This is a genomic window from Actinoplanes siamensis (genome assembly GCF_016862395.1).
Classification (GTDB): domain Bacteria; phylum Actinomycetota; class Actinomycetes; order Mycobacteriales; family Micromonosporaceae; genus Actinoplanes; species Actinoplanes siamensis.
Map to the genome: position 1 here is coordinate 20,078 of NZ_BOMW01000064.1, position 13,699 is coordinate 33,776.

Genomic DNA, 13,699 nt, shown 5'->3' on the forward strand with positions numbered 1-13,699 from the left:
GGTCAGGGTCTCCTGCGGATCGCGCACCCGAAGGATCTCGGCACGTGCGTCGGCGTCCGGCCGGTAGCCGCCCATCCCGACGACCGCGGCGGCGGCTGGCAACTCCCCGCGAACCCGACACCGATCTACGCCGCCTGAGCGACGAAAGGCTCAGTGCGGCCGCGTTCGGCGGCCAGGCCGTCACCGCCCCGCACGAGCCGCGCGCTCCGTGGCGTGGGCATCGCCCTGGACGACTTCGGCACCGCAGGGCCACCACTTCGGCAAGCCCGCCGCCGACCCGTGATTCGCGTCCGAACGAACACCCGTCGCGATGTGGATACGGTGCCCACCACGTGGGCGCCGTCAGGTGCCGAATGGCTCAGGTCTGCCTCTGCCGCGCCGACTGACACGGGGAAGCAGCGTCGGACATTCGTACGGGAGGAAGCGGCACAGATGCTGAAGCGTCCTCCTGCGTGGGTGGGTTTCCTGATCTGCGGCATGCTCTTCGTCGCGCTGTATCTGCGGATGCCGGACAACCTGTACGGGGTGCTGGGGTGGGACGGCGTGGCGGTGGCCGGTGCCGTGGCCATCGTGGTCGGCATCCGGCGCAACCGTCCCGAGGGGGTGGCCGCCTGGTGGCTGCTCATGGCCGGGCAACTGGCCAACGTCGTGGGCGACATCATCTACTTCGTCGCCCCGGACGACGCCGAGGTCTTTCACCCGTACGACGTCCCGTACCTGCTCGGCTACGGGCTCCAGGTGGCCGGGCTGCTGAGCCTGCTGCGCCGGCGAGGCGCCGGGCGGGACTGGGCCACGCTCGTCGACTCGATGATCATCACGAGTGCGTTCGCGCTGCTGAGCTGGGTGTTCCTGATGAAGCCGGTGGCCGCGGAGGCGTCGCTCGGCTTGGGTGGCCAGGTGATGGCGATCTCGTACCCGGCTTTCGATCTCCTGTTGGTCGCCATGGTCGCCTGGCTGCTGACCGCCGGCGGGTCCCGCAACGTCGCGTTCTTCCTGGTCGCCGGGTACATGGTGGTTTTCCTCGTCGGCGACTACTTCTGGTCGTTCGCCAACCAGACCTCCTACGATCCGGGCACGCTCGGCGGTCGGCTGATCGACTGCGCGTACCTGACCGGCTACATCGCCTTCGGCGCCGGCGCGTTGCACCCGGGCATGGTGGAGATCGGCCGGACGGCCGGCCCGCAGCGGGTCCGGCCGATGACCCTGCACCGCCTGGTGCTGCTCACCACCGCCACGCTGATCGCGCCGGCGTTGCTGGCCTGGCAGGCGTACAGCGGTGGCGGACGGGTTCCCGACGCGTACGCGATCGTGGTCGGTTCGGTGGTCATGTTCCTGCTGGTCATCGCCCGGATGACGATGCTCGTCCGGCAGGTCCAGGCGCAGGCCGTCGTACTGGCGGAACACGCCGACCTGCTGCGCGAGGCGGCCCAGCTGGACCCGCTCACCAACCTGCCCAACCGCCGCGCCTGGAACGCCGCGCTGCCCTCGGCGCTGCAACACGCCGCCCGCCACCGCGCCCCACTCACCCTGGCCGTGCTCGACCTCGACCACTTCAAGGTCTTCAACGACACGCACGGCCACCAGACGGGGGACCGGCTGCTCATCGAGGCGACGGCGGTGTGGTCGGCGAACCTGCGCTCGGCAGACGTGCTGGCCCGCTACGGCGGCGAGGAATTCGTGGCACTGCTGCCCGGCACCACCGCGGCCGAGGCCCTCGACCTGCTCGACCGACTGCGCCCGCTCACGCCGATGGGCTGCACCTTCTCGGCCGGCGTCGCGACCTGGGACGGCGTGGAGAGCGGCGAGGAACTGCTCGGCCGTGCCGACCAGGCGCTGTACCGGGCCAAGGACGCCGGCCGCGACCGGGTGGTGAGCGACGATGTCATCGCCGCCGCCTGACCTGCGGACGATCACCGACCGCCGGACCCGCCTGGCCTGGACGTGGATGACGGCGGGGACGCTGATCTGCCTCGGCTACCCGCTGCTTCCGGTCGGGGGCGTGCTCGCGCCCGCGCTGTACAACGTGATCGGTCTGGCCGCGTTCGTGGCCATCCTCGCCGCGGTGCGCCGGTACCGGCCGGCCCGGCCGTACGCCTGGTACGTGTTCGCCGCCGGCGTCATCGCGTTCGTGGCCGGTGACGTGGCCTTCGAGGTCGGTGGCCTGCTACACGGCGAGCACCCGTACCCGTACTGGAACGACGCGCTCTACCTCGTCGCGTACCCCTTGCTCTGGTCCGGCCTGCTCCTCGCCGCCGGCGTACCGGCCCGGCGGGACGTGCCCGGCATGATCGACGCCGCGGTGATGGCCACCGGTGTCGCGCTGGTCTACTGGGTGTTCCTGATCGATCCGGCGCTGGGCGGACAAGGCACGCCGATGTCCGAGCGGATCCTCACCGTCGTCTACCCCGGCTGTGACGTGATCATGTGCGCGGTGGCGACCCGGCTGCTGACCCGCACCGGAGCCCGCACCACCAGCGTGGTCCTGCTCGCCGCCGGCTCGGCGCTGAACTTCGCCGGTGACCTCGCCTGGAGTCTCGCGCCGTCGCTGAGCGGATATCCGGCCTCGGTCATCACCGCCGCGTTCCTGGGCAGCTACGTCTGCTGGGCCGGCGCCGCGCTGCACCCCTCCATGGGCGATGCCGGCACCTCGGCGCGCCCGGCCACCACCGTCCGGTTCGGGTGGGGCCGTTCCACGCTGCTGGTCGGCTGCGCCCTGCTCGTGCCCGCCGTGCTGATGATCCAGGGCCTGCGCCACCATGAGATCAAGTGGGCGGCCATCGGGCTCGGCGCCGTCCTGGTCCTCCTCCTCGTGACCGCCCGCATGGCCGGCTTCGTCCGGCAGATCCAGACCCAGTCGGCGCAGCTCGAGCGGCTGGCCATGCGCGACGACCTCACCGGACTGGCCAACCGCCGCCGATTCGGCCGCCGCCTCGGCGAGGCCCTCGCGGCCGGCTCCCCGCAGGTCTGCCTTCTGGACCTCAACCGCTTCAAGGAGATCAACGACCGGCTCGGGCACGCGGTCGGTGACGCGCTGCTGGCTGCCGTCGCCGACCGCCTGCGCCACGGGCTGGGCGACGTCGACCTGGTGGCGCGGATGGGCGGCGACGAGTTCGCTGTCCTGCTCGCCGACGCGACGGCCGCGGAGGCCGACGCCGACGCCGCCCGGATCTCCGCCGCGCTGCGCGAGCCGTTCGAGGTGGCCGGCCAGAAGCTGCTGGTGGACGCGAGCGTCGGGGTCGCCGACGGCGCCGGTGCCGGCGACGCGATGGAGGTTCTGCGCCGGGCCGACGTCGCGATGTACGCGGCGAAGTGCAGCGGCGGCCGGTGGCGGCGGTACGCGGCCGGACTGGACGAACACACCGACGAGAAGGCCCGCCTCGGCGCCGAACTGCGCGCCGCCCTGGACACCGGCGAGTTCCGCCTGGTGTACCAGCCCATCGTGTCGCTGCCCTCCGGCGACCCGCGCTACGTGGAGGCGCTGGTCCGCTGGCAGCACCCGCAACGCGGCTTCGTCAGTCCCGCCGAGTTCGTCCCGGTCACCGAGGAGAACGGCCTGATCGTCGAGCTCGGTGAATGGATCATGCGGACCGCGTGCTCCGACTTCGCCCGATGGCACGCCGAGCACCCGGCCACGGCCCCGGAGCGCATCAGCGTGAACGTCTCCGCCCGGCAGCTCGCCGAGCCAGGGCTCGCCGCGATGGTCGCCGCCGTGCTGGCCGAAACGGGGATGCCAGCCGGGCGCCTGATCGTCGAGGTCACCGAGACCGCCGTGTTCAGCGGCGGCGTCGCGGTCCGGGCCATCGAGGATCTGCACGCGCTGGGCGTCGGGATCGCCCTGGACGACTTCGGCACCGGGCACTCGTCGCTCGGCCTGCTGCAGACCGTCCCGGTGGACGTCCTCAAGGTCGACAAATCGTTCGTCGACAACGTGACCATGGCGGGCCGGCACGCGGTGATCGCCGAGGCGCTCATCCGGGTCAGCGACGGCCTCGGGCTCAGCGCCGTGGCCGAAGGCGTCGAGACCGCCGAACAGGCCGCGGAACTGCACCGCCTGGGCTACCGGCTGGCGCAGGGCTACCACTTCGGCAAGCCGGCCGCGGAGCCCACCGCCCGCCGGACAGCGGCGGTGGCCTGACCCGGTCTCACCTCGCGGTCCCACCGGCCACGGACCCGCCGGCCCGGCTCACCCCGGCCGACGCGACGACCTGCACCACGCGCCAGTACTGCCGGACCTTCGGGAAGGCCGACGGCTGGGCGCTGACCGGCGACCCCCGGGCGGCGAGTGTCCCGACGTTGGTGCGCAGCGGATGCCGTCACAGCATCCACCGCGCGATCACGGCGGTGAGCCAGCCGGCCATCGCGCACACCAGCAGTGAACGGTCGAGCGTTCCGACCATCGCGGTGATCCCGGCGACCGCCACCGGTGAGAAGAACTGGCTGAGCGAGTAGACGGAGATCCAGGCGGCGGTGCCGCGGCCCCGCAGTTCGAATGCCAGTTGCGAGGTGGTGCCGATGAGCAGGGCGGGCATGAGCAGTCCACCGCCCACCCCGCAGACGACGGCGCCGGCGGTGATCGTCAGCCAATGGTCGCCGAGGCTCATCGCCAGCAGTCCGAGCCCGCTGATCGCGAAGCCGGCTATCAGTGGGTGGTTGGCGCCGTGTCGGGCTGCTCGGGCGAAGCTCATCGCCGCCACGGTGACGCCGAGGTTGGCGAGGGCGGCGGCGGCGCCGATTCCGGCGCTGCCGATGCCGAGGTCGTCGAGGAGGAAGCTGAGCTGGACCTGCAACACGAAGAACAGGAGTACGCCGCCGATGAAGGTGAGCGTCAGCAGCGGGGCGAGCCGGCGGGGCAGTCCGGATACGCCGACGACCGGCGTATCGGCGCCTCGGAGGTCCTTTCGCGGCTCCCGGAGCACCACCGTCATGGCTGCCAGTAGTGGCAGTGCGATGGCGTAACCCCAGAAGGGGGTACGCCACCCGAACGCGCCGAGGATGCCGCCGACCGCCATGAACACGATCGCCGAGCTGGACGCGACCATGGAGTGCCATGCCAGGTACCGGTCACGCCGCGCGCCGATGAAGTAGTCGCCTATCAGCGTCAGGCAGCAGGTGATGATGGCCGCCTCGATCACGCCGAGCAGCACTCGGCTGACGAGGATGGCGGCCAGGGAGTGCAGCCAGAGCGGCGCGGTGCCGACCACGGCGTAGGCGAGCATCGACCAGCGCAGCAGACGGGTACGCCCGAGGCGGTCCACCACCATCCCGGCCATCGGGCTGAGCAGGGCGATGCTGAGGGCGGGCACGGTCATGACCAGGGGGGCGAGGACTTCCACGCCGGGGGTGCCGGCGAACGACCTCTGCAGCTCGGGCAATACCGGTGCGATGAGCAGGGCGCCCATGACCGGTGTGCAGGATCCGAGCAGGAGTACGAACGCTTGCGGCTTGCCGGCCCGGGTTGACACCGATGTGGCCGGGGCGCGCCGTGATCGGTACATCGCTACCCCCGGCCCCCGATGAGTCCGACATATTTGCCGATAGGTATGTAGACGGATGATATGACTCATTCTCGGCTACAATGGCGGCACGGAGGGGTTTTCCGCAGAGCCCCGGATGAACGTCAGCTCGCGAACCCCCGGGGGAGCACGAGGAAGTCATCGATGCGGGTGCTATTTCTGTCCACTGCCGGAATCGGACAGGTCTTTCCGCTGGTTCCGCTGACCTGGGCCTTCCGCGCCGCTGGTCACGATGTCCTCGTCGGCACCTGCGGCGAGAGTCTCGTCACCGCGCAAGCCGGACTGCTGGTCGCCGACATCGCGCCGGGTTTCCGGATGGCCGAGTTCGTCAGATCGACGCCGATCGAGGTCGGGAGGGAAGCCGCCCGCCGTCGTGACATGAGCTTCGACATCGGCTTGTTCGCGGGCGTGAACCGGCGGCTGGCCGAAGGCGCGCTGAAATTAGGGCGGGCATGGCGGCCCGATCTCGTCGTGCACGAGGAGATGGCCGCGATCGGTCCCTTGGTGGCCGCCGCGGTGGACGTCCCGGCAGTCCAGGTCAGCGTCACGTTCGTACCCGCCGGCCCGCTTCGGCGGGACTTCACGCGACAACTGGCGGACCTCTACGCGGAACTGGACGTGCCACCGGCACGGACACCACCTCTGACCTTGACCCTGACGCCTCCCAGCATGGTGGAGCAGATCGAGGGCTGGCCGATGCGCTTCGTACCGTACGGCGGCGGTGCGGTGCAGTTGCCATGGCTGCGGGAGCCGCCGTCCCGTCCCCGGGTCGCCGTGACGATCGGCACCGTCACGCCGATCGTCGAGGGGCTCGGCATCATCCGGCAGATCCTCACCGCCGTGGCCGACCTGGACGCGGAGTTCGTCGTCGCGCTCGGGGGCGCGGCGGTCGAGGATGTGCAACCGTTGCCGGACAACGCGCGAGCGGCCAGCTGGATACCGCTCGACGAACTACTGCCCAGCTGCGCCGCCATCATCCATCACGGGGGTGGCGGCACCACGATGACGGCTCTCGCGGCCGGCGTGCCCCAGCTGGTGCTTCCAAACTTCGCGGACCGGTTCATCAACGCCGACGCTGTCAGCAGGAGGGGCGTCGGCATCGCGGCCGATCGCCGCGACCTGACGGCCGATACGATCCCCCAGCTCCTCGGCGACAGCGGACTGCGGTCCAGCGCGGCGTCGGTCGCCGCCGAGATCGGTGCCCTTCCCGGCCCCGCCGACATGGCCCTCCGGCTCGCCCGGCACGAGTGGTGAGCCGGCCGGTGCGCCGATGACGGCGGCCCAGGTGCGGCAGCAGGTCGGCGACGACCTGGCGTACAAGACCTTCTTCAGCGCCTGAATATGGGCGGCATCGGTATGACTTCTGGAGTCCGGGCCCGCATGGGCAACGCGGCGATCGAGACCTGCCGGCAGGCTTTAAGTCGCATTAACTCCGGCCAATCCGCTCTGGATGGCGACTGCTCTCCGATGTCACGGATCTTCGGTGCGCCAGGGATTTCCTCCTCGAGTACATGCGGCAATTTCGCGAGCACATCATCCGTGTCCTCACCGTGCTGCCTCGATATTTGGCGGTGCGTGACGCTTTCCCTTCCTCGGGGTGGTCGTGGACGGGCCGATTCGCTGCGGGGCACGAGACGCGTCGGAGGAGGAGGACGAGTAGGACGGGGAGGATGAGGAGGATGAGAAGGACGAGGCCAGGCTTATTGGTCGCTCGCTGTTCACCGGCCGCGTCGGGGATCGCGGAGCGGGGTACTTTATCAAAACTTTTTGCCCTTGTCGGGCACGAACACGACGCGCTTCACGGTCCGATCCGTCCAGGCCGTGTCACCTCGTCCTTGCCGGCAGGAGCGGGTAACCCCAATGGGTCGCTCCCTTCCCATTGGGGCTGTGTGTTCGAACTGCACCGCAGTAGGATCAGGGACTGAACGAGGCGTGAGGCAATAGACGGAACGAGGCTTGAGGAAATATTCGTACAGTCGGCGTGACTGACCAATCGTAAGCAACCGAACCGATACGGCGCAGTCTTATCCGCTCCGTTGAGTCGGCGAGCGCCGTCCTGATCCGGACATCGCCTGCGAACAGCAGTCCACCCCCTGCCATGGGCTCGTCGACCTAAGGCGCGGGAGGCAATCGCATGGGTAACGAACCGTCACCGGCGACCATGCCGGTACCGTTGGGCACCACCCCTGACCAGGCTGCCGCCAATGGCCGGGCGAGCAGCAAGCGTCCGGATCCGACCGTGGTGATCCTGGGCGCCGGCATCGCCGGTCTGGCCGCCGCGTACGAGCTGGAGCAACTGGGGATTCCCGTCGAGGTGCTGGAGGGCAGCCGGCGACTTGGTGGCCGGATCTGTACCTTCCGCTTCGGTGACTCGGCGGACGCCCCCTTCGCCGAACTGGGCGCCATGCGCATCCCTGCTGCCCACAGCAACACCCTTCGTTACGTCGCCCGATTGGGCCTTACCGAGGAACTGCGCTCCTTCGACAGTCTGCTGGCCGACAAGAACGCCTTCCTCCGTACCGCCGAGAAGTACATCCGCCTCGGCGACGCCGCCTGTCAGCTCATCACCGAAATCCGTGAGGGCCTGTCCCGCGACAGCTATCGTCCCGAGTCGTTGATGTTCGGCGCCTGGCTGACGCTGGTCGTCGACGCCATCGCACCACCCGATCAACGTCAGGATCTGCGTCAAGATCTGCGCACGCGTCTGCTCGACCACGTCGACAGCCTCAACCTGACGCCGTTCGTGCGGGAAAACGGCAACGCCTTCGACCTGCACGGTGTGTTCGCGGCCCACCCGTCCCTGCGTGAGGCGTGCCGCGACCCGCTGCGAGGTTTCCTGGACGACATTCTCATGGAGACCAGCACCGAGCTGTTCCGGCTGCGCGGGGGTATGGATCAGCTGATACGGCGGCTCGCGCGGCGCGTTCACGGGCCGATCCGTCGTCAACACCAGGTGGTCGGCGTGGATGTGGGCTCCGACGAGGTGGTGGTGCATTTGCGCGCCGAGGGTCGCCCCGTGGTGCGTCGCTGTGGCCAGGTGCTGTGCACGTTGCCCTTCTCGGTGCTGCGAGGGCTGCGGCTCAGTGGTTTCAGCGACGAGAAGCTCCAGATCATCAATGGTGTGCAGTACGTCCCCGCCACCAAGGTGGCACTGCACTGCCGCGAAGCGTTCTGGCAGCGTGAGGGAATCAAAAGCGGTGCTTCACTGAGCGGCGGACGGGTGCGCCAGACCTACTATCCGCCGATCGACGGCGATCCCGCGTACGGTGCGGTGCTGCTGGCCAGTTACAGCATCGGCGAGGACGCCGAGCTGCTCGGGCGGATGTCAGCGGCGGCCCGGTACGCGGCTGTGCTCGCCGACCTCGCCCCCATGCATCCACAGCTGCTGCGGCCCGGCATGGTGCTCAACGCCAAGAGCTTGGCGTGGGGACAGCACCCGTGGAGCCACGGTGCATGTTCGGTTCGCTGGGGCATGGACGCGGCCGCGGCCGAGGAGCAACGCGTCCGGGCACAGCGGCCGGAGGGGCGCCTCTACTTCGCCGGGGAGCACTGTTCGTCCCGGCCCGCCTGGCTCGAGGGCGCGCTCGAATCCGCCCTCGACGCGGTGAGTCAGATGGTCATGCGGATGGCGGCTGCTTTCCCGGCCCCCAGTTTGATGCGGGCGGCCCCACTGGTGCCAAGGCCTGTCGACCGGGCCGGGCGTACCGGGCTGCCGGTCGGTACGGAGCTGGCCGGATGAGCGTCCTCGACGTGCCTCGTCTGCATTTCCGCGGCACGGCCACCACCAAGCTGCCCACCGGGCCGCGCAGCGGCCTGCTGGATCTGGCGACCAACCGGGCGCTCACCGACGACGGGCCGGTGCCTGTGACCATGCCACCGCCGGATTATCATGCCTGGCTGGAACGCCGGGGCAGCGGCGAGCCCTGCACCAGCGCGGCCGGCTACAACTTCGCCGGCAACAGCCACTTCTGGATCGACGCCAAGGTCGTCGCCGTCGAGTCGTCGACGGGTCTGGACCGCGCCGACCCGGTCGTCGGCCGGCAGGTGGACATGTGGGGCCACTACAACGAGTATCTGGGCACCACAGCCAACCGTGCGCGAGTGTTCGACCTGGATCCGACCTCCCGCTGGACGACGACGGTCATGGTGGGGCAGTTCGGGCTCGGACGCGGTGACCGGTCGTACGAGGACGGCTATCTGCTCGCCGGCGACGTGTCCGGATATCAGCCGCCTCGGTGGCACCACTTCGACTACTGTCGTGGCCTCCGGGAGCACCCGCTGGCTGCCGAGCTGGCCCGGTCCACGGTGCACCAGTTCGTCCTGCCGGATGGTGGTGGCCTGCACTGGCTCCCGCAAGCATCGATGTCGCCATCGGTCGAACGGCTGCGCGCCGTCGTCGAGCAGCCGGATGTGGACGGCGTCGTCGTCCAGTTCGCGCTGGCCACCATGCAGATGCCGGCGGCGCCGAACATGCCGAACCAGTGGGCTGTGTGGGGCACCGTGGCCCCGTGGCGCCGTTCCGAGCTGCAAACCTACCCCGCCGGACGGCTGCTGACACCGCGGGCTGCCGGATGGACCGAACGGCCGGTGCCTCTCCACAACGTCACGGTCGCGGTCGAGTCCGACCGGGTCACCCTGAACCTGATCACAGCGGTGCCTCTGGCCGGCCCCGGAGCGGACTCGCAGCTCTCCGCCCACCGGGTCCAGCTCGGCGACCTGGAGCTGCGGACGGGGCGGACCGGCCGCCTGATCGCGCGCATTCCACGGTCCGCCTACGCGGGCCCGGCGTGTGATCTGACCAGCGGAATCGTCAGCGTGCCGAACCTGCGGCCCGCCGACGGCCCCTCACCCGGTGAGGCACTGTGCCTGCTCGGGGAGGTGGACGGGCAGCGGCGCACGCTGGTAGCCGAGGAGGAGGTGACGGTCCAGACCGATGACGCCTGCCTGATGCTGGAGCACCCTGACCGATCGAGGAACGACGACCATGCGGTGACCGTGGGCATCAGGTCCTTCGTGCGAGGCCGGCCAGCGCCGGTCACCGGTATCCGGGTGCGGCAGTTCCTCAATCCCCGGTCCCGCCCGCTGGACCCGGCCGCGGCCAGCGCGTCGGCGCGGTGCGGTGACGTCGACCTCGTACAGGTACGGCCGGGACCGGTCGAGGCCGGCGGCGACTTCGCGGAGACCTGTGTGATCGACACCGACGCCCAGGGCGACGGCCGGTTCACCGTCCGCGGGGCCTGCGCCGGCGCGGGCCGGATCCTGCTCGCCCCGGGTCATGACGCAGGGCCTTGTCCGGTCGAGCCGCCCGGGTCCAGCACACTGGCCTACGACGACGCGGACGCCCTCGGATACTGGGCCGGTGCCGGGCACATGGCGGTACGGGTACTGCCCGACGACTGGCACCTCGCCGATGTGCCGACCGAGGAGGTCACGTTCGACCTGCTGTACCGGGAGGTGCTCGCCGACTACGAGTTCCTCTACTCCTTCATGGGGGCCGAGGTGTTCAGCCTCGCGGACCGGTGCAAGGTCGCGACGTACGCCCGGCTGCTGTGGCAGATGTCTGACCCGGCGAACCGGTCGCGCACCTGGTTCATGCCACCGACGCGGGATCTGTCCGCCGCGAAGGCCGGCCTGTTCCTGCGATTCCTGCGGCGCGAACAGTCCATGGCCCGGGTTCCACCACCGGTTCCGGAGCGAGCCCGCACCGGGGTGCCGATCACCACGCGCGGGCAGTTGCTCACGGCACTGCAGCATGCAGTGACGCTCGAGCTGGCGGTGATGTTGCAGTACCTGTACGCCGCCTACTCCGTCCCGACACATGGCGCGGCCCGCGAGTTCGTACGCCGCGGCCTGTGGACGCCGGACCAGGCCCGGCTTGCCTGTGGCGACGGTGGCCGCAGCCGTGACGGTGGCGTGCGCGGAAGGCTGCTCGAGGTCGCCCGGGAAGAAATGATCCACTTCCTGGCCATCAACAACATCATCATGGCGATGGGGGAGGGCTTCCACGTCCCGGTCTTCTCCTTCGGCACCTTGAACAGCACGCTGCCGGTGGCTCTGGACTTCGCCCTGGAACCGCTCAACGTGGGCAGTCTGCAGCGGTTCATCGCCATCGAGCGTCCTGCCGGTGCGACGTCACCCCTCACCGGTCCGCTGGGAACGGATGTTCCTGCCGGGCGCGACGAGCACCGCTACCACTCCATCCCGGAGCTGTACGACGACATCCGCGCGGGCCTGCACCATGTTCCCGACCTGTTCATGATCCAGCGCGGCCGGGGCGGCGGGGAACACCATCTGTTCCTGCGAGAGTCGATCAACGCGGTGCACCCCGACTACCAACTGTATGTCGACGACCTGGCCAGCGCGCTCTTCGCCATCGACGTGGTGACCGAGCAGGGTGAGGGTGGACGGATCGAATCGTACGTCCGGGGCGGTGAGTCGCACTACGAGATCTTCCTCGGCCTCTCCGACCGGCTGCTCGCCGAACACGCCGCGGCCCGCGGTCCCGGACGGGAACTGTGGTCGCCGGCCTATCCGGTGGCCCGTAACCCGTCGTTGTACCCCGGCAACCCGAACACCGAACGGGTCACCGAGCCGGAGACGATCGCCGTGCTGGAGCTGTTCAACCGCGCGTATTTCATGATGGTGCAGCTCATGGTGCAGCACTTCGGTCAACAACCGGACGCCAGCCTGCGCCGTTCCCGATTGATGAACGCAGCCATCGACGTGATGACCGGGATGATGAGCCCGCTGGCGGAGGTTCTGGTGACGATGCCGTCCGGGCGGCCCGGCACGAGCGCTGGCCCCTCCTTCGAGTGGGATACCGAACCCCGGTTCATTCCTCGCCCCGACGTCGCGAGCCGCTCGATGGCGCTGCGATTCGAGCATCTCGCCGCGGCATCCGACAAGGTGGCGGTCGCGCCGGAACGGGTCACCGAGATGTTCGCCTTCTACGCCGATTTCTTCGGCGCGGGGGTGCGGGCATGACTTCCGTCGCCGACGCCGGCCGCTCGACCGGACAGGTGCCGCACGCCGACGATCTGGTCTTCCACGGCCCGTCACGGCTGCTCGTACACCCCGGGAAACTGCTGATCGCGGCGCCATCCGAAACACCTACCGCTTTCTGGAGAGACCATGACGACCAGACAACTCCCCACCGACCAGGACGAGACGATGCGCTTGCTTCGGATGGCGGAGGGGCTCGGCGCGGCCCGCCTTCTGCAACTCGCCGTCGAGTTGGACGTGGCAGGCCTGCTGGCGGACGGTCCGCGCAGTGCTGAGGAACTCGCCGAGACGACGGCGACGCATCCGCGGGGACTGCACCGGTTGCTCAGGGCCCTGGCGGGAATCGGCGTCTGCACCGAGGCAGCCGCCGGCCGGTTCGCGCTCACCGAGATGGGCAAGCGATTGAATGCCGATCATCCGCAGTCGCTGCACTGGTGGGTGCGCTTCCAGAGCATGCTGAACCCGGTCTACGACGACGCCGCGAGCAGCGTCCGCGCTCAGGTTCCGGCCTTCTCCGCGGTATACGGAGAGCCGATCTTCGAGCACCTCGCCCACCATCCCGAGCACGGCGAGATATTCCATTCCGCCATGGCGGAGCACAGCCGGGTCATGGGCATGGTCCTGGCCAACGGGTACGACTTCGGCGGGGTCCGGCGCATCGTCGACGTCGGTGGCGGCAACGGCAGTCTGCTGACCGTGTTGCTGCAGCGGTACCCGCGGGCCGAAGGGGTCGTGTTCGAGCTGCCGGAGGTCGCTGAGGTGGCACAGAAGCGGATATCGGCCGCCGGGCTCTCCGAACGGTGTTCCGTGGTCGGCGGCGACTTCCTGCGCGAAGTACCGGCCGGCGCGGACCTCTATCTCCTCAAAGGAGTGCTGCACAACTGGTCCGACGCGGACGCGGTCACCCTGCTGCGCAACTGCCGGACCGCGATGACCCCGGAGAGTCGATTGCTGCTGATCGAGGCCGTCGTTCCGCCGGGCGACGATTTCCATCCCAGCAAGGTGCTCGACGTCGCCATGATGATCGTGTACGGCGGCCGGGAGCGAACCCTGACCGAGCACATCGAACTGCTGGACGAGGCCGGGCTGCGATTCGGCCACATGGTGGAGGCGGCCGCCCCGCTCAGCGTCATCGAGGCAGTCCCGGCCTGACCGCGGCACACGGAGCCTGGACACCCGCGCCA

7 protein-coding genes are annotated in these 13,699 nt (G+C 69.6%); 6 read left to right on the plus strand and 1 reads right to left on the minus strand.

Annotation, left to right across the window (positions count from 1 at the left end; all coding sequences use genetic code 11):
* The first annotated feature begins 432 nt into the window (after positions 1–432).
* Both Asi03nite_RS29985 and Asi03nite_RS29990 read left to right on the plus strand, forming a co-directional pair.
* Positions 433–1,899, plus strand: coding sequence for a GGDEF domain-containing protein (locus tag Asi03nite_RS29985; protein ID WP_203683856.1), 1,467 nt, complete (start codon positions 433–435; stop codon positions 1,897–1,899).
* Positions 1,880–4,135: a putative bifunctional diguanylate cyclase/phosphodiesterase gene (locus tag Asi03nite_RS29990; RefSeq protein ID WP_203683857.1), complete on the plus strand. Its 2,256-nt coding sequence runs from the start codon at positions 1,880–1,882 to the stop codon at positions 4,133–4,135. The genes Asi03nite_RS29985 and Asi03nite_RS29990 overlap by 20 nt, the downstream gene beginning before the upstream one ends.
* Positions 4,136–4,313: 178 nt before the next feature.
* Here the strand turns inward: Asi03nite_RS29990 and Asi03nite_RS29995 are convergent, their stop codons facing one another.
* Positions 4,314–5,564, minus strand: a complete 1,251-nt coding sequence (locus Asi03nite_RS29995; RefSeq protein WP_307834037.1) for an MFS transporter — start codon at positions 5,562–5,564, stop codon at positions 4,314–4,316.
* On the opposite strand from Asi03nite_RS29995, the gene Asi03nite_RS30000 reads away from it, so the two are divergent.
* From Asi03nite_RS30000 to Asi03nite_RS30015, 4 genes are all read left to right on the plus strand, one after another.
* Positions 5,556–6,767 carry a nucleotide disphospho-sugar-binding domain-containing protein gene (locus Asi03nite_RS30000; RefSeq protein WP_203683859.1) on the plus strand — a complete coding sequence of 404 codons (1,212 nt, stop codon included), beginning with the start codon at positions 5,556–5,558 and terminating at the stop codon, positions 6,765–6,767. The genes Asi03nite_RS29995 and Asi03nite_RS30000 overlap by 9 nt on opposite strands.
* A gap of 880 nt (positions 6,768–7,647) precedes the next feature.
* The gene (locus tag Asi03nite_RS30005) at positions 7,648–9,252 is read left to right on the plus strand and encodes a flavin monoamine oxidase family protein (protein ID WP_203683860.1); all 1,605 of its coding nucleotides are present in this window, start codon (positions 7,648–7,650) and stop codon (positions 9,250–9,252) included.
* Positions 9,249–12,497, plus strand: a complete 3,249-nt coding sequence (locus Asi03nite_RS30010) for a ferritin-like domain-containing protein (RefSeq protein ID WP_203683861.1) — start codon at positions 9,249–9,251, stop codon at positions 12,495–12,497. Before Asi03nite_RS30005 ends, Asi03nite_RS30010 begins: the two co-directional genes overlap by 4 nt.
* A gap of 147 nt (positions 12,498–12,644) precedes the next feature.
* Entirely contained in the window at positions 12,645–13,667 is a 1,023-nt protein-coding gene (locus Asi03nite_RS30015) for a methyltransferase (protein ID WP_203683862.1), read from the plus strand.
* Positions 13,668–13,699 lie beyond the last annotated feature (32 nt).